Below are 22,370 nucleotides of genomic sequence, written 5' to 3' on the forward strand. Positions count from 1 at the left end.
GCTGAGCCCCAGCGCTCTCGTTGACGCGGCGCCGCTCCCTGTCGGGGGCGGCGCCGCGCTAGCGTGGCAGGGTGCAGACCGATGAGAAACCCGAGGACCGGTTCGACCTGCTGGCCGTGGGCCTGTTCTTCAATGACCTCGTCTTCAGCGGGCTACCGAGTGAGGGCCCCCAACCCGGACGAGAAGTCCGCACCGCCCCCTACCTGGGCGTGCCGGGCGGCATCGCGAACTCCTCGATCGCGGCCGCACGGATCGGCCTGGACGTCGGCATGGTCGCCGACGTCGGTGACGACACCTTGGGCCGCGGCATGCTCGACACCCTCGAGCGCGAAGGCGTGCACACCCGCAACTGCCTGATCCACCGCGACTGGCAGACCCCGCTGACGGTGATCATGAACTACGCCGGTGACCGGGCCATGGTCACCGCCGAGACCCCCCACCCCGGCGCCTGTGTGCTGCGGCAGCGCGAACACCCCCGCGCCCGGGTGGCCATCGCCCACCTGCAACCGTTCGCGATGCCCTGGCTCGCCGAGGCCGTCAGCCACGGCACCCAGGTCATCGGCGACTGCGGCTGGGACGAGTCGGGTGCCTGGGACCTGTCGGCCCTGGTCGACCTTGGCTACTGCCACTCCTTCACCCCCAACCTGGTCGAAGCCCAGCACTACACCCGCACCACCGACCCCGAACAGGCCCTGCTGGGCCTGGCCGAGCACGTGCCCGAACCGGTCATCACCCTGGGCGGGGAGGGGGCCATCGCGCTGGACAGCAGCAACGGGGAGGTCGTCCACGCCCCGGCCCTGCCGGTCACCGTGATCGACGCCTCCGGTGCCGGCGACGTGTTCAGCGCCGGCTGGGCCGCCGGGCTGCTGACCACCTGGCCGCTCGTCCAGCGCCTGCGCTTCGCGACCGCACTGGCCTCGCTCACCGTCGCCCGCCCCGGCGGGGCCATCACCTCACCCACCCTCGGGGAACTGTGGCAGTGGGTGGCCAACCTGCCCGCCGACCACGAACTGGCCGGCCAGTACGGCTTCGTCGCCGAGATCGCCACCCACCACCAGTGGGGCCGCCGGTGAGCACCAGCCTGCGCCGCGACGAAGCGATCGCCCGCGCCCGGGTGGTCGGCAGCATCCACGCCGAAGTCGACCTCGACCTCGGGCTGGGGGACTGGTTCACCAGCCGCACCGTGCTGCGCTTCGCAGCCACCGAGGGGGCAGCCACCTTCGCCGAGATCAGCGGCGCCGGCCGGGACGTGCGGGCCCTGCTCAACGGGCGCGAGCTCACCGCCGACGCCTTCAGCGACGGACGAATCCAACTGCGCGACCTGGCCGCCGACAACGTCCTGGAGGTCAGCGCCGAACTGCCCTACGCCAACGACGGTGAGGCCCTGCACCGCCACGTCGACGCCAACGACGGGAGCACCTACCTGTATGCGATGAGCTTCCTCGACGCGGCGCCGCGCTGGTTCGCCTGCTTCGACCAGCCCGACCTGAAGGCGACCTACGACTTCACCGTCACCGTGCCCGAGGACGACTGGATCGTCCGCGGCAATGCCCCGGTCGCGGCGCAGTCCGGCCGGCAGTGGAAGCTGGCCACCAGCAAACCCCTGTCGACCTACTTCGTCACCCTGGTCGCCGGGCCCTGGGCCGGCCTCAGCGCCACCCACGACGGCATCAGGCTGGAACTGCTCGCCCGCGCCTCGGTGCGCCCCGACCTGGAGCGCTCGGCCGAGGACCTCTTCCAGGTCACCCGCGACAGCTTCGACGCCTACCACGAGCTGTTCGGGGTGCGGTACCCATTCGGCGACTACGTGCAGGCCTTCGTGCCCGACTTCAACGCCGGCGCCATGGAGAACCCGGGCTGCGTCGTGCTGCGCGACCAGGTGCTGTTCCGGGGCGCCGCCACCCGCGCCGAGGTGATGTCGCGCGCCGGGCTGGTCGCCCACGAGATGGCCCACCAGTGGTTCGGCGACCTGGTCACCATGCGCTGGTGGGACGACCTGTGGCTCAACGAGTCGTTCGCCGAGTACATGGCCCACCGGGTCATCACCGCCACTGGTCGGGCCGACCTGTGGGTCGACTTCGGCATCACCCGCAAGAACTGGGGCTCGGAAGCCGACCAGGGCCCCGGGTCGCACCCCATCGCCGGCAACGGCGCTGAGGACGCGCAGGGCTCCCTGGAGAACTTCGACGGCATCAGCTACGCCAAGGGCGCCTCGGCGCTGCGGCAACTGGTGTCCCTGATCGGCGACGAGGTCTTCCTGGCCGGCCTGCGCAGCTACTTCGACCGGTACGCCTGGGGCAATGCCAGTGCCGCCGACCTGCTCGCCTGCTGGACCGAGGCCGGGGCCGAGGGCCTGGACGAGTGGGCCCGCGCGTGGCTGCTCACCCAGGACATGGACCTGCTCGCCGTCGAAGGCACCGACCTCGTCCGGCAGGTGCCCGCCGAGCACCCGGCCCAGCGCGTCCACGCCATCGAGGTGGCCGGGCTGAGCAGCGAGGGCGCCGAACTGTTCCGGGTGCCCGTCGTGGTCACCGGCGACCGGCAGGCACTCGACGTGCCACCCGCCGACCTGCTCGTCCCCGATGCCGGCGACCAGACCTGGGCGCGGGTGCGGCCCTCACTGCCGGCGGCCCGGCTGCCCAGGATTTCCGCGGTGGCCGATCCCGCGACCCGCGTCGTGCTCTACAACGGGCTGCGTGACGGGCTGCGCCACGCCGAGCTCAGCCCGACCACCGCCCTCGACCTGCTGCTCGACAGCCTGCCCGGCGAGACCGCGCCGTCGATCACCTCGGCCATGCTGGCCTGGGCGGGGGACCTGTCCGGTGACTGGCTGGAACCGGGGCTGCGTGCCGGCGCCCGGGCCCGGCTCGCCGGGGTGGCGCAGCAGTTGCTCGTCGCCGCCGCTCCCGGGTCGGACGAACAGCTCGCCGCCGTGCGCAGCCTGCTGGCCACCACCAGCGACGCCGCCCTGCTGCGGGTCTGGTTGGCCGGTGACGACCTGCCGGTGGGCATCACCCTCGACCAGGACCTGCGCTGGCTCGCGGTCCACCGACTGGTCATGCTGGGCACCGACCCCGGCGTGATCGACCAGGAGTACGAGCGCGACCACACCTCCACCGGACGAGTGGCCGCCCGCAGGGCGCGCACCGCCGTGCCCGACGCCGCCTCGAAACAGGCCGCGCTCGACCTGCTGGTGAACGCCGCCGACCTGGGCAACTACGAGCTCTACGCCATCGCCGAGAACCTCTTCCTGCCCGAGCAGCACGACCTCACCACGGAACTGGTCCAGCAGTGGGCCGACAGCATCCCCGCGCTGGCCAGCCGGCGAGGGGGCTGGGTGCTGCCGCGGCTGGTCACCGGCTCGGCCCCGAGCTCGCATGCTGACCCAGCCACCCGGCAACTGCTGGAGGAGCTGGCCCGCCGCAGCGACCTGGCCGGTCCTCCGGCTCGACCACTCGCGGAGGTGCTGGCCCGGATCGACCAGGTCCTGTCCGCGAGATCAGCGGGCTGACTAGGGGAAATGGGTTCCCCGCACATCGTGACGTAGAATGAATGGGCATTCCGCGCCGAGCCGACGTTGAGCCTTGCCCAGGTTCCGCCCCTTGCGGTATGCGCATGCCACGCCCAGAAGAGCTCGCCAGGAAGAGGACGTCTTGACCGAGAACACGCACACGCCCGACGACGACCCGACCCGCCAGATCCCCGCCCAGGACGACGACGCGGCCTTCGTCGAGGAGGTCGAGGACGCCCCCCGCAAGAAGCGCAAGGGGCTGGTCATCGGCTCCGTGGTCGGTGGACTGCTCGTCCTGCTCGGTGCCACCTACGTGGCCGGCTACACCATGGCCGGTGACAAGACCCCCAAGAACGCCACCGTCAGTGGCGTCCAGATCGGTGGGATGACCCACGACGAGGCCGTCGCGAAGCTGACCACCGAACTCGGGCCCAGCTTCGACACCCCGATCACCCTGACCGCTGAGGGCACCTCGACGCAGATCAAGCCGTCCGAGGCCGGGATGACCGTCGACTTCGACGCCACCGTCTCCAAGGCCGGCGCCGGCAAGTCCTGGAACCCCGTCCACATCTGGAACGTGCTGTCCGGCGGCGGTGAACTCGAGCCGGTCACCAACACCGACGAGACCCTGGTCGCCCAGGCCGTCGCGAAGGCCGCCCCCGCCTTCGCCGCCGACGGCAAGGACGCCACCCTGACCCTCGACGGCACCACCGTGGTCACCACCCCCAGCGAACAGCAGGTCAGCCTCGACCAGGAGGCCACCACCACCCTCGTCGCCGACGCCTGGATGGAGCAGGACTCAGTGACCGTGCCGCTGGTCAAGCAGGACCCGGCGATCACCACCGAGGCCGTCAACACCGTCAAGACCGAGTACGCCGACAAGGTCCTCTCCGGCCCGATCACCGTCAATCTCGGTGACGGGAAGACCTTCCCCATCGACGTGAAGTCGATCGCCGGGGCCACCACCTTCCCGGTGAAGGACGGCACCATCTCGGGTGCGACCGACATGGACAAGATCTGGGCCGACGCCGAGGAGCAGATCGCCGACATCGGCCTGCCGAAGGGCAGGAACGCCAGTTTCACCTTCACCAACGGCCGGCCCACCGTCGTCCCGTCCACCGATGGCATCAGCGTCGACAAGGAGGACTTCTACAAGGTCGTCCAGCCGGCCCTGACCGCCAGCGGGGATGCCCGCACCGTCACGGTCAAGACCACCAAGGCCCCGGCAACGCTGACCACCGAGCAGGCCAACCAGCTCGGCGTCAAGGAGGTCACCGGTGAGTTCACCACCAGCTTCCCGCACGCCGACTACCGCAACACGAACCTGTCGCGGGCCGCGGCCAGCCTGAACGGCAAGCTGGTGCTGCCCGGTGAGACGTTCAGCATGAACAACGCCCTGGGCCCGCGCACCGCCGCCAACGGCTATGTCGACGGCTACGTCATCCAGGGCGCGCGACTGGTCAAGGAGACCGGTGGCGGCATCAGCCAGAGCGCGACCACCGTCTTCAACGCGGTCTTCTTCGCCGGCCTCGAAGACGTGGAGCACCACCCGCACACCCTCTACTTCCCCCGCTACCCGGCCGGTCGTGAGGCCACCCTCTACTACGGCCAGCTCGACCTGAAGTTCAAGAACAACACCGAGCACGGCGTGGTCATCCAGGCCTACGTGAACAAGTCGACCCCGGGCAACAACGGGTCGATCACGGTGAAGATCTGGTCGACCAAGACCTGGCAGAAGGTGGAGTCGACCCCGCTGACCCCGACCAACTACTACGACACCGCACCGATCACCAGCGATGCCCCCGACTGTGAAGCCCAGAGCGCCTCACCGGGCTTCACGGTGAACTACGAGCGGCTGTTCTACCAGAACGGGTCGATCGTCAAGCGGGAACCCTTCTCGTGGAAGTACGCCGCCACCCCGCAGGTGACCTGCACCTGATCGCTGCGCGCTAGGATGACTGCGACCCGTCCGCGAGGACGTCGCGATATCGAGGAGTGGAAGTGCCCTACATCATTGGTGAGGCCTGCGTGGACCTCAAGGACCGCGCGTGCGTCGACGAGTGCCCGGTCGACTGCATCTATGAGGGCAACCGGATGCTGTACATCCAGACCGACGAGTGCGTCGACTGTGGTGCCTGCGAGCCGGTCTGCCCGGTCGAGGCGATCTACTACGAGGACGACATCCCCGAGGACCAGAAGCACTACTTCGACATCAACGTCGAGTTCTTCGACGGCATCGGTTCGCCCGGTGGCGCCGCCAAGCTCGGCGTGATCGACAAGGACCATCCCTTCGTCGCCGCGCTGCCCCCGCAGGGCGAGTGAGCCGCCTGGACCGCCTCCCGGTCTTCCCCTGGGACACCCTCGCCGAGGCCAAGGCCACGGCGAGCGCCCACCCGGACGGCATCGTCGACCTGTCCGTCGGTACCCCGGTCGACCCCACCCCCGCGGTGGCGGTCGCCGCGCTGACGGCTGCCTCCGATGCCCACGGCTACCCGCAGGTCTGGGGCTACCCCGAGTTGCGCCGAGCTGTCATCGATCACCTGTTCACCCGGTGGAACGCCGTGGAGCTGCCCGAAACCGGGGTGCTTCCGGTGATCGGGACGAAGTGGCTGGTGGCCATGCTGCCGCAGCTGCTCGACCTGGGCCCCGGGGACACGGTGGTCATCCCGACCACCGCCTACCCGACCTATGCGGTGGGCGCGCTGTACGCCGATGCCACCGTGGTGGAGTGTGACCAGCCCGAACTTCTGCCGGACCCCGGCCAGCCCGACACCCCCCGGCTGATCTGGGTCAACTCCCCGGCCAACCCGCACGGGGCAGTGATGTCACCGGCGCTGATGAAGGCCTGGATCGACTACGCCCGCGGCGTCGGTGCGGTGCTCGCCTCCGACGAGTGCTACGGCGAGTTCGTCTACGAGGGACGAGCCCACTCGATGCTCGACCGGGACCTCAACGGGGGGTCGGTCGAGGGCATCGTGGTGGCGATGTCGACCTCCAAGGAGTCGAACATGGCCGGCTACCGGGCCGGCTACGCCGCCGGTGACCCGGCGATCGTCGGTGAGCTGCTGGGCTTGGGCAAGCACCTGGGCATGATGCTGCCGACCCCGGTGCTGAGGGCGATGGAGGCGGTGCTGCGGGACCGCACCCACGTCACCGAGCAGCTGGAACGCTACCGTGCCCGCCGTGAGGTGATGGCGGCGGCCCTGCGCGGCGCCGGGTTCACCATCGACCACTCCGAGGGGTCGCTGTACCTGTGGGCCACCCGCGGTGAGAACTGCCGCGACACCGTCGCCTGGCTGGCCGAGCGCGGCATCCTGGTTGCCCCCGGCGACTTCTACGGCAAGACCGGTGAACAGCACGTCCGGGTGGGACTGACCGCCACCGACGAACGCATCGCCGCCGCCGCCCAGCGCCTGGCGGGGTAGGGCCCTAGAAGCCCAGGGTGATCGTGGTCGGCTGCACCGGGGTGCTCGCCGTCCACGGCGCATAGGCCACCGGGTCCATCGTCCAGGCCGTGCTGCCACCGGCGCCGGTGGCATTGACCGAGCGCAGGCCGCTGTCCCGCAGGTTCGCCATGGCCAGGTGGGCCGCGGCCCAGGCCGTGGTCGGGTCGTCCGCCGTGATCGTCCACTGGTCGGGCGCTCGCTCGACGGTGACCCCGCCGGCCAGGCCACGCTCGAAGATCTCCGGCAGCACCGAGGGCTGCGGGGTCGCCGAGTCGCGCACCACGCAGGTCAGCGCCGCAGCGCTGTGCCCGGTGAGCGTGCTGGCCAGCACCCGGGCCTCCTCGACATGCTTGCGGTAGCCCTCGGGCACCCCCGAGCGCTGCACGGCCTGGGCGACGTCGTTGATGTCGCCGGTCTGCCAGTTCTCGATGGTGACCAGCACCTCGTAGAACTTCCCACTGGAGTACCACGGGTCCATGATCTGTTCGACGCTGCCCCAACCCTGGCTGGGGCGCTGCTGGAACAGGCCGACCGAGTCCCGGTCGCCGTAGTCGATGTTGCGCAGGCTCGACTCCTGCATGGCAGTCGCCAGCGCAATCGTGGCCGCCCTTGCCGGCAGGCCCCTGCGGATGGACTCGGCCACGATGATGGAGGCCCACTTGCTCTGCTCGGGGCTGAGGAACGCGGTGGCCCCGTCGACGGTGGCCAGGCAGCCCTGGGTGACCGGCTGCGGGGTCGGCCCAGGGGTGCTCGGCAGCAGCCGGCGCAGGCCCCAGGCCCCCAGGGCCAGCAGACCGGCCACCGCTGCCAGGCACAGCAGCAGGATCAGCAGACGACTGGTCACGGAACGCACCCGTCAAGTGTAGGCAGCCGGGGCAGAGCCCCGATCGTCCCATTTGTTGGGTCGCTGTTCCTGCCGGGGCGGCGCAGGACTAAGTTCTTGAGTCCGACAGCAGGTGCCGGCCGGCGCCCGCTTGGGCCCAACGAAGGGAACGCGCATGCGTCTCAAAGCAGCACTGGCAGCCGTAGTGGCGTCTGCCCTCCTGCTCACCGGCTGCGGCGGCTCGGACGCCGTCGACGGTGAGGTCGTCAAGATCGGTGGCGTGACCATCGTCTCCCACCCCTCGCTGGATGCCATCTGGCAGGGCTTCAAGGACGGCATGAAGGAGGCCGGCTACGAAGAGGGCGTCAACGTCGAGTACGACTTCCAGAACCCGCAGGGCGACCAGTCGACCCTGAACTCGATCGCCAGCACCTTCGCGAACTCCGACAAGGACCTGTTCGTCTCGATCGCCACCCCGCCCTCGCAGGCGCTGGTGCAGGCGATCACCGACCGCCCGATCCTGTTCTCGGGTGTGACCGACCCGGTCGGTGCCGGCCTGGTCGACAGCCTCGACAAGCCGGGTGGCAACGTCACCGGCGCCACCGACGCCAACCCGCCCAAGCCGGTGCTGGAGCTGATCAAGGAGATCAAGCCCGAGACCAAGACCGTGGGCATCGTCTACACCTCCTCGGAGGCGAACTCCGAGATCCAGACCAAGCAGGCCCAGGAGGCCGCCCAGGAGCTGGGGCTGGAGATCAAGGTCGCCACGGTGACCAACTCCAACGAGGTGCAGCAGGCCGCCGCGTCGCTCGACGTTGACGCCTTCTACGTCGGCAACGACAACAACGTCGTCTCCGCCATCGAGGCACTCGTGCAGGAGGCCGAGAAGAAGGGCGCCATCGTGGTCACCTCCGACGAGGACTCGGTGTCCAAGGGTGCGGCCGCCGCGATCTCGATCGACTACTACCAGCAGGGCCTCGACACCGCGAAGCTGGCCGTCGAGATCCTGAAGAACGGCAAGAACCCCGGTGACCTGCCGGTGTCCTTCCAGAGCGACCTGGCGTTGATCGTCAACCCCGCTGCCGCTGAACGCCAGGGCACCCCGCTGCCCGAGGCCGTCCTGTCACGCGCGGCAAAGACGGTGGACTGACGCGGATGGTGACCGCTCTTGAGGTGGGTCTGCTCTACGCCATCATGGCGCTGGGCGTCTACCTCACCTATCGGGTGCTCGACTTCCCCGACCTGACAGTGGACGGTTCGTTCACGATGGGGGCGGCCACTGCCGCCGTCCTCATCGTGGGCGGCGTCCCGCCGGTGCTCGGCATGCTCGCCGGCACCGGTGCAGGGGTGGTGGCCGGGTTCATCACGGGTGCCCTGCACGCCTGGGGTGGCATCAACCCGCTGCTGGCGGGCATCCTCACCCAGATCGGCCTGTGGTCGATCAACCTGCGCATCATGGGCCGGGCCAACCTGTCCCTGCTGCGCGAACGGACGGTCTTCACGCCGCTGCGTGAGGCCGGGCTGATGGGCAGCTGGTGGTCGGTGTTGCTGCTGGCAGCGGTTTCATCGGTGGCCGTGCTGGTGCTGTTCTGGTTCCTGCGCACCGCCTACGGCGTGGCCATCCGGGCCACCGGTGACAACCAGGAGATGGCTTCCAGCCAGGGCGTCAACACCGCGTGGACCAAGATCACCGGCCTTGCCCTGTCGAACGGGCTGGTCGCCTTCTGCGGCACCATGGTGACCCAGTACCAGGGCTACGCCGACATCTCGATGGGCGTCGGCCTGGTGGTCGCCGGGCTCGCCTCGGTGATCCTCGGCCAGGCGATCTTCGGCATGAGCAAGCTGTGGCAGGCCATCGCCGCGGCCGCGCTCGGCTCGGTGCTGTACCGCCTGGCCATCCAAATCGCCCTCGACAACGGGCTCGACCCCAACGACATGAAGCTCGTCTCGGCGCTGCTGGTGGTCGCCGCGCTGCTCATCCCGAAGTGGGCGCCGTTGCGACGCTTCCGGATGAAGCGCCGCCACGGTGCGCCACCCGAACCGGTCAGTGAGGTGCCCGCATGATCCGCATCGACCAGCTGACCAAGAGCTTCTTCCCCGGCACCGTGAACGAGCGGGTGGCGCTGCGCGACCTGTCGTTCACCCTGGCCGAGGGCGACTTCGCCACCGTGATCGGCTCCAACGGCGCCGGCAAGTCGACCCTGCTCAACATCATTTCCGGACGCATGCGCCCCGACTCGGGCTCGATCACCATCGGTGGCCGTGACGTCACCAAGATGTCGGAGCACCGTCGCGCCGCCTTCGTCAGCCGGGTCTTCCAGGACCCGATGGCCGGCACCTCACCGCACCTGACCATCGAGGAGAACCTCGCGGTCGCCCTCGAACGGGGCGGTCGGCGGGGACTGCGCCAGGCGGTGACCCGCAAGCGCCGTGAACTGTTCCGGGGCGAGTTGTCGCGCCTGGAACTCGGCCTGGAGAACCGGCTCACCCTGAAGGTCGGCCTGCTGTCCGGTGGTCAGCGCCAGGCGCTCAGCCTGCTGATGGCGACCTTCGTGGAGCCGGAGGTGCTGCTGCTCGACGAGCACACCGCCGCCCTGGACCCCGAACGGGCGGCGCTGATCCTGCGGCTCACCGACGAGGGGGTGGCCCGCCACCAGCTGACTACCCTGATGGTCACCCACAACATGAGCCAGGCCCTGGCCCACGGCAACCGGCTGCTGATGATGCACGACGGCCAGGTCGTGCTCGACCTGGACGCGGACGAAAAGGCCACCAAGACCCCGGAGGACCTGATGGCCGAGTTCGGTCGCCGCCGCGGCGAGCTGGCCGACCGGATGCTCTTGGAGTGAACCCGTCGGCCAGCCGGCGTGCTCAGTCGTTGGCGTGCAGGGCGGCGTTCAGGCTGATCTTCTTGCCGGTGCGTGACTTGGCCAGCACCTGGCCCGACTGCGAGTCGCGGATGAACAGCACGTCGCTGCTGCCGGACAGATCCTTGGCCTTGACCACCGAACCGTCGTCCAGGGTGACCTTGGTGCCACCGGTGACGTAGAGGCCCGACTCGACCACGCAGTTGTCACCCAGCGAGATGCCCACGCCGGCGTTGGCGCCCAGCAGGCAGCCCTCACCGATGCTGATCACCTCATTGCCGCCACCCGACAGGGTGCCCATGATCGAGGCGCCGCCGCCCACGTCGGAGCCGTCGCCGACCACGACACCGGCCGAGATGCGGCCCTCGACCATCGAGGTGCCCAGGGTGCCGGCATTGAAGTTCACGAAGCCCTCGTGCATGACCGTCGTCCCCGGCGCCAGGTGCGCACCGAGCCGCACCCGGTCGGCGTCGGCGATGCGCACACCCGTGGGCAGGACGTAGTCGGTCATCCGGGGGAACTTGTCCACGCCGAACACACTCACGTGGCCGCGCCGGGCACGCAGCGCCAGTCGGACGCTGTCGAAGTCCTCCACGGCGCAGGGGCCGGCCGAGGTCCACACCACGTTCGCCAGGTGCCCGAAGATGCCGTCCAGGTTGAGGGAGCGGGGCTCGGCCAGCCGGTGGCTGAGCAGGTGCAGGCGCAAGTAGGCGTCCGAGGCACCCTGCGGGGCGGCATCGAGGTCGACGACCACACGGACAACCTCGACCCGGACGCGCCGGGCCGCATCCTCAGTGCGGGCTGCGTCCAGCTCGGCGGGGACATCCTGCCCGTCGGGCAGTCCGAGTGCCGGTGCTGGGAACCAGGTGTCGAGCACCTGCCCCGACTCGTGGACGGTGGCCAGCCCCCAGCCCCAGGCCGGGCGGGAGAACTCATCATGGGAATGCGATTCGGTCATGGGTTCCATTCTAGGCCCGCAGCCGGGCCGGGACTTCCGGCTCGCCCAGGCCCAGCATCAGCCGGTTCGCCCAGTTGAAGAAGGCCGCGCTGTTGATCACGTCGAGCACCGCGGCGTCATCGAGGCCGGCCGCCCGCAGCCGGTCCACCTGCGCGCTGCCGAAACGTACGGGAGTGTGGGTCAGCGCCACCGCAGCGTCCACCACCGCATTCCACGACTCGCTGCCCAGGTCGGCCCCCACGCCCTCGGCCAGCAGCCGTTCGACGTCGTCGACCCGACCGGACTGCTCGATGGCGAAGCCGGCGTGCACCGAGGCGCAGAAGGTGCAGCCGTTCAGCCGTGAGGTCGCCGCTGCGCTGAGTTCGCGCTCGGCCCGACCGAGGCCGCCCTCGATGTTGTAGAAGATGTCGTTGTCGGTCAGGGTGCGTGCCTTCAGCGCCTGCGGGTCGCGGGCCAGCAGCCGGAAGTAGGGCATGTCGGCGCGGCGCTTCTCGACCAGCGCCTCCCACTGGTCGGGCCGCAGGTCACCCTTGGGCACCGGGGGAGCCCACGGCTTCCAGCCGAGCGAGTGGCTCACGAACCTCTCGGGGGCGACGATGTCGGGGTAGGTGGTGACCGGGAAACCACGGTCGGACAGCTGCCAGTCCACCTGCTCGACCGACCCGGACGAGGGCGTCGGCTCGACGGTCGCCTCGCGACCGTCCACCACCCGCAGACCGTGGACGACGCGCAGCTGGTAGGCCAGGAAGGCCACCAGCTGGGCGAGGCTGACCAGCTCGTCGGCGCTCCAGCCGGCGCCGGACAGGTGGCCGAGCACCTCGGGGCGCGAATCACGCGGGTGCAAGACCATCAGGTGGGCCACGTCGAAGGCGGCCGCCAGCCGCTCACCCAGTGCGGCGGCATCGTGGCGCACCGAGGGCCCCGGCTGCGACTCGGCCGCCAGGCCCACCTCGCGGTAGGTGCCGTAGGGGCCGCTGGCCAGGCCCTGCTGGACGGCCGCGGCGACCGCATCGCGCAGGCTGGCCGGGGCGTCGTCCAACAGCAACTCGCCGTAGAAGTCGAAGGCGGCCTGGTCCTGGTGGAGCCCGGCCACGTAGGTGGCCACGGCGTAACGCTCACCGAAGCTGAAGGTGCCGGGGTTGAGCGGCTCGAGCAGTGCCTCGAAGCTCAGTTGCGAGTTGGCGACGGCGGCCGAACGCTGGATGCGGGTCCGGGCGAGCGCCCCGTCGGGGTCGATCGCGCTCAGCACCGTGATGATGTCAGTCATGCCCGTGGCCAACCACGCGAAGGCTCTGTTGATTCCCCTCGCTCCGCTCGGGGGTGCCGCCAAAACCGGGTTCCCGTCGCGCTCGCTCGTTCCTCGCTCGCTTGCGGGAGGGCTTCGCTCGTTCCTCGCTCAGCCGGGCGGCGGTGATTCCCCTCGCTCCGCTCGGCGGTAGGCTCGAGCCATGCTGACGATTGACCCGAGTGCTGACCTGGTGACCCTGCTGCGGCAGGTGGTGGACGTGGAGTCGGTCAGCGGCAATGAGGCGGGGCTCGCCGACCAGGTGGAGGCCCTGCTGCGCGGTGCCGACCACCTGCAGGTGACCAGGATCGGCAACACGGTCGCCGCCCGCACCGAGCTGGGGCGCCCCGAACGGGTGGTCATTGCCGGGCACCTCGACACGGTCCCGGTCGCGAACAACCTGCCCAGCTGGACCGAGGACGGCCCCGACGGGCTGCGCGTGTACGGCCGGGGGACCTGCGACATGAAGGGCGGGGTCGCCGTCGCGCTGAAGAGCGCCCTCGAGCTGAGCGCGCCAGCACGCGACATCACCTGGCTGTTCTACGACTGCGAAGAGGTCGACTCGGCCCGCAACGGCCTGGTCAGGGTCGGGCGCGACCACCCTGACCTGCTGCAGGCCGACTTCGCCGTCCTGATGGAACCCACCGGGGCCGGGGTCGAGGGTGGCTGCCAGGGCACCGCCCGCTTCAGCATCCGCACCAGCGGCACCGCCGCCCACTCCGCCCGCTCGTGGCTCGGTCACAACGCCATCCATGACCTGGGCCCGGTGCTGGCCCGGATCACCGAGTTCGACGCCCGCGAGATCGAGGTCGACGGCCTGCTCTACCGCGAGGGACTCAACGCGGTCGAGATCTCCGGTGGCATCGCCGGCAACGTCGTGCCCGATGTCGGCGTCGTGAAGGTCAACTACCGCTTCGCCCCCGACAAGGACGCGGCCCAGGCCGAGGCCCTGATGCGCGAGCACTTCTCCGAGTGGGACCTGGAGTTCGACGACATGGCCCCGGGTGCCCGCCCCGGCCTCGATCGTCCGGCCGCTGCCGCCTTCGTCGCCGCCGTCGGGACACCTCCGCGGGCCAAGTACGGTTGGACTGACGTGGCCCGGTTCACCGACCTCGGCATCCCGGCGGTGAACTTCGGCCCGGCTGACCCCGGCAAGGCGCATGCTGATGATGAGTACTGTCCGGCGGCCGACCTCGAGACCTGCTATGCGGTGCTGCGTCGCTGGCTCGCGGAATGACCCTGACCACCCCCACCCGGAGGACCTGATGACTCGTCCCCATGGCCCCATCGACAACGCACCGCGTCCGAACGGCGGCGGCGTCCGGCAGGGGCCGGTGCTGCGCCGCAAGGACCAGTTGCAGGACACCACCACCGACCAGCGCCTGCTCGAGGGCGGCAACGGGGCCGACTGGGTCCATTCCGACCCGTGGCGGGTGATGCGCATCCAGTCGGAGTTCGTCGAGGGCTTCGGCACCCTGGCGGAGCTCGGGCCGGCCATCTCGGTGTTCGGCTCGGCCCGCACCCGGTCCGACCACCCGATGTACCAGGCCGCCGAGGAACTGGCCCGTGGGCTGGTGGACCGCGGCTACGCGGTGATTACCGGTGGTGGCCCGGGCATCATGGAGGCCGCCAACCGAGGTGCCTCCCTGGCCGGTGGCACCTCGGTGGGGCTGGGCATCGAACTGCCCTTCGAGGCGTCGATGAACGAGCACGTGAACCTCGGCATCAACTTCCGCTACTTCTTCGCCCGCAAGGTGATGTTCCTGAAGTACGCCCAGGGTTTCGTGGTGATGCCCGGCGGCCTGGGCACCTTCGACGAACTGTTCGAGGCGATGACGCTGGCCCAGACCGGCAAGGTCACCCACTTCCCGGTCGTCCTGTTCGGCAGCTCGTACTGGGCCGGGCTGATCGAGTGGCTGCGCGACCAGGTGTTGGCCGAGGGCTACATCAGCCCGGCCGACCTGGACGAACTGGTGGTCACCGACGACATCACCGAGGCACTCAACCTGGTCACCCGAGGGCCACTGACGAACGGGACGGGGGAGTCCGGCCCGCGCCACGGGTAGGCTTGCGGGCATGATGTGGCTGCTCGGAGTGATCGGCGTGGGAATCATCGCCTGTGGCGTGTTCCTGGCCTCGGACAAGTTCGGCTCGATGCCGGAACTGGTCGATGACCACCCGGTGCCGCGCCTGCCCGAGGGCGACTTCACCGCCGAGAACCTGGGCGAGGTGCGCTTCGCCATCACCATGCGCGGTTACGCCCCCCACCAGGTTGACGAGCTGATCGACCGGGCCACGCAGAGCCTGCGGGGCGGCTCAGTCGCTCGTCCGATGACCGGCGCCGACCTGCGCGCCAGCGCCTTCAACGTGGTCGGCCGCGGCTACCACATGGGGCAGGTCGACCTCGTCCTCGACCGGCTGGCCTGGCAGTTCGACCGCCCCGAGTTCGACCAACCCGAAGCGGAAGAGCCCCTGCCGCCAGCAGCTGATGGCCGCGAGTCCGAGGCGTGATGGGCCGCCCCGACGGGCACCTTTGGGCGGAAGCTGGAATAATGGGACCTGTCAGTCTCGCAGCTCAAGTTAGGAAGTAGCCACATGGCAGCTATGAAGCCTCGCACTGGTGACGGACCGATGGAGGTCACGAAGGAGGGGCGCGGGATCATCATGCGCGTCCCTGTTGACGGTGGTGGGCGCCTGGTGGTTGAGCTCAACGCCGAGGAGGCCACCGCACTGCTGGCCTGCCTGAAGGACCCAGAGCTGAAGTTGCCACAGTGATCGCTTGACCAACCCTCCGCCACGGCGGACGAAACGGCCCCACCCCAGAGTCGGGGTGGCGCCGTTCGTGTTGGCCGGGACCCGAAAGGGCTCAGCCCTGGGTGCGGGCCTGGTGGCGCTCGATGGCTGCCTCGTAGACCGCGACGGTCTCCTGGGCGATCTTGGCCCAGCTGAACTCGTCGATGCAGCGCTGGCGGCCCGCCCTGCCCATTTCTGCTGCCCGGTCGGGGTCGCGGGTCAGGGCGTTCAGCTTCTCGGCGAAGCGGTTCTCGAAGTCGGCCACGTACTCGGCGTCGTCGGCGCGGTCCGGGTCATAGGCGATCAGGTGGCCGGTCTCGTTGTCGACGACCACCTCGGGGATGCCGCCGACGGCGCTGGCGACCACCGCGGTCTCGGTGGCCATCGCCTCGAGGTTCACGATGCCCAGCGGCTCGTAGATCGACGGGCAGGCGAACACGGTCGCGTGGCTGAGCACCTGCCGCACGCTGGCGCGGGGCAGCATCTGCTCGACCCAGATGACGTCGCCGCCACGTTCCTGCTTCAGCTCCGCGAAGGCGCCGTTGAACTCGGCGGCGATCTCGGGAGTGTCGGGGGCCCCGGCGAGCAGCACCAGCTGGGTGCCCGGGTCGAGCTGGCGGGCGGCCCGCACCAGGTGGATCAGGCCCTTCTGGCGGGTGATCCGGCCGACGAAGACCACACTCGGCTTGTCAGGGTCCATGCCGATCTCGGTGAGGGCCTCGGTGCCCTCGTCGGGGCAGAACTCGTCGGTGTCGATGCCGTTTCGCACCACGTGGACCTTGTCGGGGTCCAGCTCGGGGTAGGACTCCAGCACACCCTTGGCCATGCCGGCGCTGACCGCGATCACCGCATCGGCGCCGTTGAAGGCGGTCCGTTCGGCCCATGAGCTCAGGTGGTAGCCACCGCCGAGCTGTTCGACCTTCCACGGCCGGTGGGGTTCCAAGGAATGGGCGCTGACCACGTGCGGCACCGACCGGAACAGGCCGCCGATGTGACCGGCCAGGTTGGCGTACCAGGTGTGGGAGTGGACCAGGTCGAGCTCCTCGGGCAGGGCGTTGATCATGGACAGGTCGGCGCCGAAGACGCGCAGGGCGGCATTGGCGCCTTCGGGGAAGTTCTCGGCATGAGCCGTCGCTCCTTCGCGAGGCTCACCCATGCACTGGACGTCAACGTCGACGAACTTGCGCAACTGGGGGACGAGTTGGCCGACGTGCACGCCGGCGCCGCCGTAGATGTGGGGCGGGTACTCACGGGTGAGGATCGATACCTTCATGGGCCGATCGTTGCACACGCCGCGGCAGTGGAGGTGGTCGGGGGGCAAAGTGTCCGTGACCGGGACAAACGTGCCCGCCCGGCTGAACGCCGGGCGGGCACGTGGGGTCTTGCGGTGGAGCGGGCGCCGGGACTTGAACCAGGTTCTCCCCACAGGAAGTGGGGCGCCTCACCCATAGGCCTCACCCGCGTGGCCCTCGGCCGTGGGCCGACGACTTCGTCCACTCTAGGCCATCGGGGCGGGCGCTGGCACGTCGAGCAAGTCGGCGACCTGGACCAGGTCAGCCGCGACCGGTGGGTCGGGTGTGCCGTTGACGACGAACCGGGAGCGTTCCCAAGGTCTGTGCCCGGCCATGAACTCCACCTCGTGGGCCATCCAGGAATGCCAGAACTCGGTGGCGGAGGCCTCGTCGCCGTTCACGCCGGACGCAATGTCGCGGGCCAGCCCCCGTTTTTCGGCGGCGTGGAAGTCGGACTGCACCCAGATCGCGACGTCCAGCAGGCCCTCCAGCCCGCGCTGGTTCGCCCCCGCCCCCTCGACCAGCACCACGTCGGCGTCCTGCACCCGGATCGCACCGGGTCGGCCCCGCGCCACCCACTGCGGCGGGCGGTGGTCCAGCCGGCGCGAGTGCCGCAGCGGCACCAGCACGTCGTGGGCCAGCTGGGGCCCCCAGGCGAACATCGGTTCGTGCCAGGCCAGGTCGTCGGTGTGGATGATGGCGCTGCCGGGCAGCAGCCCGGCCAGCCCGGTGGCCAGGCTGGACTTGCCGGACGCGCTGCGCCCGTCGATCGCCACGACCCACGGACGAGGGGCTCTGGCGCTGGTCGGGGGAACGAGGCTGGCGCACAGTTCCGCGAGGGGGACCGTGCGCCAGGTGGTGATCAGGGGTTCCCCGGGTGGCAGGTGCATGGGCACAGTCAACCAGTCGGTCGTGGTGCCCGCCGGGGCCCGGGGATGGTAGGTGGGACGGCGACAGGAGGACAGGTTGTCGCCGCCCCACCGGTTCGGGGGAGTGGTCAGCCCAGGGTGCCGGCCACCTCGTTGGGGGCCTGCGGCAACTCGCCGGTCGCCATCACCTTGGCCACGCTGAGTTCGACCGCGTGCACCTTCTTGTTCGCGGGGTCGGTGACGTAGACCCAGTGGCCCTGGGCGTGGATGGTCGGGCGGGGCTGCTGCCAGTCGTCGGGCTCGGTGAAGGGGTCGAGCACCTTGATCGAGGCGTGGATGTGGCCGTGGTCGGCCTCGATGACGTGCAACTGCCCGTCATTGGTCAGCACCAGGGCCTGGCCCTCGTCGGTGAACGCCAGGCCGCGGAAGGTGTAGGCGGCCGGCAGGTCGACGGTGCTGATGCTGGCGTCGGTGGTGTTGATGATGGCGACCTGGGTCGGCTTGGCATCGGCCGACTGCTTGTAGTCGCCGAGCACGTACGGCGAGTCGGTCGAGCCGAACAGGTTGCCGATGCGGGCGAAGGCCGGGCCGGCCTTGACCTTGGTGATGGTCTCACCCTTGACGACCAGGGCGCCGTCCTGGCAGCCGATCACGATGGCATCCTTGGCGATCGCCGAGCCGTGCAGGCCGGGGCACTCGGCCGACTCGGCCAGCACCTTGTCCTCGGCGTCGAGGATGCGGATGCCGTTGACCACCTCGCCGCTCACCGTGGTGTGCAGCAGCTTGCCGTCGGCCAGCGGGATGGCGTTGCCATGGTGGGGTGCCACGGTGAGGGTGCGCACCGGCGTGGCGTCGGCATGGGCGAGTTCCTTGGTCTCGAAGACCTCGATGGAGCCGTCGCCGTCGTCGAAGATGGCGGTGAGCCCCGCGTTGGTCGAGACATGGCCGGCCTTCTGGGTGGTCAGGCTGGTGCCGGTCAGGCTGGGCTCGGTGATCTTGGAGTGGCCGTGGTCGCCGTGCGCCTCGGTCCAACTGCCCAGGTCGAGGGTCTTCAGGGAGGTGCCGGCGACGTCGACCAGCGGGTAGCGGGCGTCACCGGTCGGACGAAGCCGCAGGAATCCCTCCAGCGGGATGTCGCTGATCACGGTGAGCTTCTCGGCGTCGACCACCATCACTCCCGCGGAGTGGGTCAGCGCGAGCCGTGGTGCCCGCGCCCCCACCTCCTGGGTCTTGCCGTCGGACGACTCGTGGTCGTGCTCGTCGTGGTCATGCTCGTCGTGCTCGTCGTGGCTGGGGGAGACCACGGGGGAGGACGTCGTGGGATCTGCCGCCGGGTCCTGGGACTGGCCACAGCCGGCCAGGGCCAGGGCGAGGGCCACCAGCGGCACGCCCATCTTGGGAATGATTCTCATGTCGTGATCCTGACAAAAATGAAAATCGATGTCAACAAGGCTTGGGGGGTGTCCTCATCGTGGTATCGGCGACCGGATGGTGGTCGGGGTCACAGCCTGGTGGGCACCCGGAACGAAACTCGGGTCAACAGATCGCAATTCCTACCCACGACGGCGATCGGGTCGGTAGGTTCATGGCATGCAGAGTCGCCCCAAGGTCTTGTCCATCGTCCTCGCCGGCGGAGAGGGCAAACGCCTGATGCCCCTGACCGCGGATCGCGCCAAGCCGGCTGTTCCTTTTGGCGGTACCTACCGCCTGATCGACTTCGTCCTGTCGAACCTGGCCAACTCAGAGTTGCGCCAGATCGCCGTGTTGACCCAGTACAAGTCGCACTCGCTTGATCGGCACATCTCGCTGACCTGGCGCATGTCGACCCTGCTGGGCAATTACGTCACCCCGGTGCCCGCCCAGCAGCGGCTCGGGCCCCAGTGGTACCAGGGCAGTGCCGATGCCATCCACCAGTCGATGAACCTCATCGTGGACGAGGACCCCGACCACGTCGTCGTGTTCGGGGCCGACAACATCTACCGGATGGATGTCGGCGCCATGCTGCGCGCCCACATCGACTCCGGGCTCGACGCGACCATCGCCGGCATCCGCGTGCCCCGCAAGGACGCCTCGGCGTTCGGCATCATCGATGCCGACGAGTCGGCGAAGATCATCAACTGGCTCGAGAAGCCGGCCGACCCGCCCGCGCTGCCCGACTCCCCGGACGAGTCGTTCGCGTCGATGGGCAACTACGTCTTCACCCGCAAGGCGTTCGTGGAGGCCCTCGAGGCCGATGCCTCCGACCCGGATTCCAAGCGCGACATGGGTGGCAACATCGTGCCCTGGTTCGTCGACAAGGGCCGCGCGCAGGTCTACGACTTCAGCTCCCAGGCCGTGCCCGGTTCCACCGAGAAGGACCGCAACTACTGGCGTGACGTGGGTACCATCGACGCCTACCACGAGGCGCACATGGACTTGGTCTCGGTCGAGCCGGAGTTCAACCTGTACAACCCGCAGTGGCCGATCTGGACCGACCAGGTGCAGGCGCCCGGCGCGAAGTTCACCCTGCGCGGTACGGCGGAGGACTCGATCGTCAGCGCGGGCTGCATCATTTCCGGCGCCGACGTCGACCAGTCCGTGCTCAGCCCGCGGGTGCGCATCCAGAAGTACGCCAAGGTGGACCGGTCCGTGATCATGAACAACGTCGAGATCGGCCGCCACGCCCGGATCGCCGATGCCATCCTCGACAAGTCGGTGGTCGTCGACGAGGGTGCCGAGATCGGCATCGACAAGGTCGCTGACAAGGCCCGTGGCTTCCACGTCTCGGACGGCGGCATCACCGTCGTCCCCAAGGGAACCCACGTCCAGGCCAACTGAGCCGAGCAGGGCCCGTCATCCCACCGGATGACGGGCCCTGTGTTGTCTGTCCTCGTTCCGCTCGGACGGAGAACTCAGCTCTTCACTGCGACGAGCAGGCCCTGGCCGACGGGCAGCAGGGCAGGGGTGAACTCCTCGGTGTCGAGCACCGAGCCCAGGGCCTCGCGCAGGATCACGGCCTCGTCGTCCTCGTTGTCGGGGTCGGCCACCGCATTGCGCCAGAGCGCGTCATTGAGCACAAGCATGCCGCCGTGGCGCAGCAGGCGCAGGGCCTGGGCCACGTACTCGACGTACTCCAGCTTGTCGCCGTTGATGAAGACCAGGTCGTAGCCGCCGTCCGACAGTCGCGGCAGCACCTCCAGCGGGATGCCCGCGATCAGGCGGAACCGGGAGGTGGGGATGCCCGCGTCCAGGAACGCGCTGCGGGCGGACGCCTGCCGGTCCGACTCCGGGTCGATGCTGGTCAGCACGCCCTTGGGCTCCATGCCCTCGAACAGCGCCAGGCCGCTGGTGCCGCTGCCGGTGCCGACCTCGACCACCTGCCTGGCGCCGAGGGCGGCAGCGAGCATCCGCAGGGTGCTGGCGGTGCCGCTGGGCAGGGCGTCGATGCCCAACCCGGCTGCTGCGCGTCGGCTGGCGGCGACATTGTCGCTGGGGAGTACGTAGTCCTCGGCGTAGCCCCAGGAGCGGAGGTCCAGGCCATCGGGAGTCTGCTGTGAAGTCACAAGCACAGCCTAACCACTAGCATGGCCCCATGACCCACACACCTGCCACCCAGCCGCGGCTGGGTCGACTTGCCACGGCGATGGTCACCGCGTTCAACGAGGACGGCTCGCTCGACCTCGACGGGGTGCGCCGCCTGGCGACCGAACTGGTGGACGAGCAGGCCAACGACTCGGTCGTGGTCAACGGCACCACCGGCGAGTCGCCGACCACCACCGAGGACGAGAAGTTCGCCGTCGTGGCGGCCACGCTCGAGGCTGTGGGTGACCGCGCCAACGTCATCGCCGGGGTGGGCAGTTTCGACACCGCCCACACCGTCCGGATGGCCAAGCGCGCCGAGCAGACCGGGGCGCACGGCCTGCTGGTGGTCACGCCGTACTACTCGCGCCCGGTGCAGGACGGGATCATCGCCCACTTCCGGGCGGTCGCCGACGCCACCGACCTGCCGGTGATGGTCTACGACATTCCCGGGCGCACCGCCACCGCGATCGAGGCGGACACGCTGATCGCGCTGGCCGAGCACCCCAACATCGTCGCCGTCAAGGACGCCAAGGGTGATGTGGTCAGCTCGTCGCGGGTGATCGCCGAGACCGGTCTCGACTACTACGCCGGCGACGACGCCATCACCCTGCCGCTGATGTCGGTGGGTGGGGTCGGCGTGGTCGGCACCTCCACCCACTTCACCGGCCGGGGCATGCGCGAGATCATCGACGCGGTCGTCGCCGGTGACTACCCCCGGGCGCTGGCCGCCCACCGACGTTGGCTGCCCGCCTTCACCCGCGTGTTCGGTGCTCCCGGCTGCTGCACCGTCAAGGGCGGCCTGCGGGCCGAGGGTCGTGGCGTGGGTTCGGTGCGCCTTCCGATGGTGGCTGCCCCCGAGGCCGTGGTCACCGCATTCCTCGACGCACTGCACACCGCAGAGCAAGGCTGAGCGCTCTGTCAGCCACCTCTCAGCCGGGCATGGCAAAATGGGTCGGGACAACGAC

21 protein-coding genes and 1 tRNA gene are annotated in these 22,370 nt (G+C 69.6%); 14 read left to right on the top strand and 8 right to left on the bottom strand.

Translation table 11 applies throughout. From position 1 onward, the window contains the following. Positions 1-71: 71 nt before the first annotated feature. The 5 genes from ACQE3C_RS10500 to dapC all read left to right on the top strand — a co-directional run bounded on the left by ACQE3C_RS10500 (position 72) and on the right by dapC (position 6,936). On the top strand, positions 72-1,073 hold the full coding sequence (locus ACQE3C_RS10500; RefSeq protein WP_434539136.1) for a carbohydrate kinase family protein: 1,002 nt from the start codon (positions 72-74) through the stop codon (positions 1,071-1,073). Continuing rightward, positions 1,070-3,511: an aminopeptidase N gene (gene pepN / locus ACQE3C_RS10505; RefSeq protein ID WP_434539137.1), complete on the top strand. Its 2,442-nt coding sequence runs from the start codon at positions 1,070-1,072 to the stop codon at positions 3,509-3,511. The genes ACQE3C_RS10500 and pepN overlap by 4 nt, the downstream gene beginning before the upstream one ends. A gap of 142 nt (positions 3,512-3,653) precedes the next feature. Then, positions 3,654-5,450 carry a VanW family protein gene (locus ACQE3C_RS10510; protein WP_434539138.1) on the top strand — a complete coding sequence of 599 codons (1,797 nt, stop codon included), beginning with the start codon at positions 3,654-3,656 and terminating at the stop codon, positions 5,448-5,450. A 62-nt stretch (positions 5,451-5,512) separates the two neighbouring features. Further along, positions 5,513-5,833, top strand: coding sequence for a ferredoxin (fdxA, locus tag ACQE3C_RS10515; RefSeq protein ID WP_434539139.1), 321 nt, complete (start codon positions 5,513-5,515; stop codon positions 5,831-5,833). Further along, entirely contained in the window at positions 5,830-6,936 is a 1,107-nt protein-coding gene (gene dapC / locus ACQE3C_RS10520) for a succinyldiaminopimelate transaminase (RefSeq protein ID WP_434539140.1), read from the top strand. The genes fdxA and dapC overlap by 4 nt, the downstream gene beginning before the upstream one ends. Before the next feature lie 4 nt (positions 6,937-6,940). On the opposite strand, the gene ACQE3C_RS10525 is transcribed toward dapC, so the two are convergent. Continuing rightward, entirely contained in the window at positions 6,941-7,810 is an 870-nt protein-coding gene (locus ACQE3C_RS10525) for a hypothetical protein (protein ID WP_434539141.1), read from the bottom strand. A 145-nt stretch (positions 7,811-7,955) separates the two neighbouring features. Here ACQE3C_RS10525 and ACQE3C_RS10530 point away from each other — a divergent pair, with 145 nt between their 5' ends. The 3 genes from ACQE3C_RS10530 to ACQE3C_RS10540 are packed head-to-tail and all read left to right on the top strand — an operon-like array spanning position 7,956 to position 10,629. Further along, a complete protein-coding gene (locus tag ACQE3C_RS10530) occupies positions 7,956-8,930 on the top strand; it encodes an ABC transporter substrate-binding protein (protein WP_434539142.1) in 975 nt (324 codons plus the stop codon). A gap of 5 nt (positions 8,931-8,935) precedes the next feature. Next, entirely contained in the window at positions 8,936-9,844 is a 909-nt protein-coding gene (locus tag ACQE3C_RS10535; RefSeq protein ID WP_434539143.1) for an ABC transporter permease, read from the top strand. Continuing rightward, positions 9,841-10,629 carry an ABC transporter ATP-binding protein gene (locus ACQE3C_RS10540; RefSeq protein ID WP_434539144.1) on the top strand — a complete coding sequence of 263 codons (789 nt, stop codon included), beginning with the start codon at positions 9,841-9,843 and terminating at the stop codon, positions 10,627-10,629. Before ACQE3C_RS10535 ends, ACQE3C_RS10540 begins: the two co-directional genes overlap by 4 nt. Positions 10,630-10,651: 22 nt before the next feature. On the opposite strand, the gene dapD is transcribed toward ACQE3C_RS10540, so the two are convergent. Both dapD and ACQE3C_RS10550 read right to left on the bottom strand, forming a co-directional pair. Then, positions 10,652-11,605 (bottom strand): 2,3,4,5-tetrahydropyridine-2,6-dicarboxylate N-succinyltransferase, encoded by a 954-nt coding sequence (dapD, locus tag ACQE3C_RS10545; protein WP_434539145.1) that lies wholly within the window; start codon positions 11,603-11,605, stop codon positions 10,652-10,654. A gap of 10 nt (positions 11,606-11,615) precedes the next feature. After that, positions 11,616-12,872, bottom strand: a complete 1,257-nt coding sequence (locus ACQE3C_RS10550; protein ID WP_434539146.1) for an alkylhydroperoxidase domain protein — start codon at positions 12,870-12,872, stop codon at positions 11,616-11,618. 184 nt (positions 12,873-13,056) lie between these two features. Here ACQE3C_RS10550 and dapE point away from each other — a divergent pair, with 184 nt between their 5' ends. The 4 genes from dapE (at position 13,057) to ACQE3C_RS10570 (ending at position 15,665) form a co-directional block, all read left to right on the top strand. Next, entirely contained in the window at positions 13,057-14,127 is a 1,071-nt protein-coding gene (gene dapE, locus ACQE3C_RS10555; RefSeq protein ID WP_434539220.1) for a succinyl-diaminopimelate desuccinylase, read from the top strand. Between the two features lie 28 nt (positions 14,128-14,155). Continuing rightward, complete coding sequence (locus ACQE3C_RS10560) at positions 14,156-14,956, top strand: TIGR00730 family Rossman fold protein (RefSeq protein ID WP_434539147.1); 801 nt, start codon at positions 14,156-14,158, stop codon at positions 14,954-14,956. 10 nt (positions 14,957-14,966) lie between these two features. Continuing rightward, positions 14,967-15,401, top strand: a complete 435-nt coding sequence (locus ACQE3C_RS10565) for a DivIVA domain-containing protein (protein ID WP_434539148.1) — start codon at positions 14,967-14,969, stop codon at positions 15,399-15,401. Positions 15,402-15,485: 84 nt separating this feature from the next. Then, positions 15,486-15,665 carry a DUF3117 domain-containing protein gene (locus ACQE3C_RS10570; RefSeq protein ID WP_434539149.1) on the top strand — a complete coding sequence of 60 codons (180 nt, stop codon included), beginning with the start codon at positions 15,486-15,488 and terminating at the stop codon, positions 15,663-15,665. Between the two features lie 91 nt (positions 15,666-15,756). On the opposite strand, the gene glgA is transcribed toward ACQE3C_RS10570, so the two are convergent. From glgA to ACQE3C_RS10590, 4 genes are all read right to left on the bottom strand, one after another. After that, positions 15,757-16,956 carry a glycogen synthase gene (glgA, locus tag ACQE3C_RS10575; protein WP_434539150.1) on the bottom strand — a complete coding sequence of 400 codons (1,200 nt, stop codon included), beginning with the start codon at positions 16,954-16,956 and terminating at the stop codon, positions 15,757-15,759. A gap of 115 nt (positions 16,957-17,071) precedes the next feature. After that, positions 17,072-17,145 (bottom strand) — tRNA-Gly (locus ACQE3C_RS10580). A gap of 36 nt (positions 17,146-17,181) precedes the next feature. Further along, positions 17,182-17,865, bottom strand: coding sequence for a uridine kinase family protein (locus tag ACQE3C_RS10585; protein ID WP_434539151.1), 684 nt, complete (start codon positions 17,863-17,865; stop codon positions 17,182-17,184). 107 nt (positions 17,866-17,972) lie between these two features. Further along, positions 17,973-19,256, bottom strand: a complete 1,284-nt coding sequence (locus tag ACQE3C_RS10590; protein WP_434539152.1) for a hypothetical protein — start codon at positions 19,254-19,256, stop codon at positions 17,973-17,975. 178 nt (positions 19,257-19,434) lie between these two features. On the opposite strand from ACQE3C_RS10590, the gene glgC reads away from it, so the two are divergent. After that, the gene (gene glgC / locus ACQE3C_RS10595) at positions 19,435-20,661 is read left to right on the top strand and encodes a glucose-1-phosphate adenylyltransferase (RefSeq protein WP_434539153.1); all 1,227 of its coding nucleotides are present in this window, start codon (positions 19,435-19,437) and stop codon (positions 20,659-20,661) included. Between the two features lie 74 nt (positions 20,662-20,735). Here glgC and ACQE3C_RS10600 read toward each other — a convergent pair whose 3' ends face one another. Further along, the gene (locus ACQE3C_RS10600; RefSeq protein ID WP_434539154.1) at positions 20,736-21,386 is read right to left on the bottom strand and encodes an O-methyltransferase; all 651 of its coding nucleotides are present in this window, start codon (positions 21,384-21,386) and stop codon (positions 20,736-20,738) included. 29 nt (positions 21,387-21,415) lie between these two features. Here ACQE3C_RS10600 and dapA point away from each other — a divergent pair, with 29 nt between their 5' ends. Beyond that, the gene (gene dapA / locus ACQE3C_RS10605) at positions 21,416-22,315 is read left to right on the top strand and encodes a 4-hydroxy-tetrahydrodipicolinate synthase (protein ID WP_434539155.1); all 900 of its coding nucleotides are present in this window, start codon (positions 21,416-21,418) and stop codon (positions 22,313-22,315) included. The last annotated feature ends 55 nt before the right edge of the window (positions 22,316-22,370 follow it).

This window comes from Aestuariimicrobium sp. Y1814 (assembly GCF_050113895.1).
Lineage (GTDB): Bacteria > Actinomycetota > Actinomycetes > Propionibacteriales > Propionibacteriaceae > Aestuariimicrobium.

Bases quoted from the DNA above. Each gene is read 5' to 3' on its own strand.
- ACQE3C_RS10530 (WP_434539142.1), top strand. From the start codon at position 7,956: ATGCGTCTCAAAGCAGCACTGGCAGCCGTAGTGGCGTCTGCCCTCCTG.
- ACQE3C_RS10535 (WP_434539143.1), top strand. From the start codon at position 8,936: ATGGTGACCGCTCTTGAGGTGGGTCTGCTCTACGCCATCATGGCGCTG.
- ACQE3C_RS10540 (WP_434539144.1), top strand. From the start codon at position 9,841: ATGATCCGCATCGACCAGCTGACCAAGAGCTTCTTCCCCGGCACCGTG.
- dapD (WP_434539145.1), bottom strand. From the start codon at position 11,605: ATGACCGAATCGCATTCCCATGATGAGTTCTCCCGCCCGGCCTGGGGC.
- ACQE3C_RS10550 (WP_434539146.1), bottom strand. From the start codon at position 12,872: ATGACTGACATCATCACGGTGCTGAGCGCGATCGACCCCGACGGGGCG.
- ACQE3C_RS10560 (WP_434539147.1), top strand. From the start codon at position 14,156: ATGACTCGTCCCCATGGCCCCATCGACAACGCACCGCGTCCGAACGGC.
- ACQE3C_RS10565 (WP_434539148.1), top strand. From the start codon at position 14,967: ATGATGTGGCTGCTCGGAGTGATCGGCGTGGGAATCATCGCCTGTGGC.
- ACQE3C_RS10570 (WP_434539149.1), top strand. From the start codon at position 15,486: ATGGCAGCTATGAAGCCTCGCACTGGTGACGGACCGATGGAGGTCACG.
- glgA (WP_434539150.1), bottom strand. From the start codon at position 16,956: ATGAAGGTATCGATCCTCACCCGTGAGTACCCGCCCCACATCTACGGC.
- ACQE3C_RS10585 (WP_434539151.1), bottom strand. From the start codon at position 17,865: ATGCACCTGCCACCCGGGGAACCCCTGATCACCACCTGGCGCACGGTC.
- ACQE3C_RS10590 (WP_434539152.1), bottom strand. From the start codon at position 19,256: ATGAGAATCATTCCCAAGATGGGCGTGCCGCTGGTGGCCCTCGCCCTG.
- glgC (WP_434539153.1), top strand. From the start codon at position 19,435: ATGCAGAGTCGCCCCAAGGTCTTGTCCATCGTCCTCGCCGGCGGAGAG.
- dapA (WP_434539155.1), top strand. From the start codon at position 21,416: ATGACCCACACACCTGCCACCCAGCCGCGGCTGGGTCGACTTGCCACG.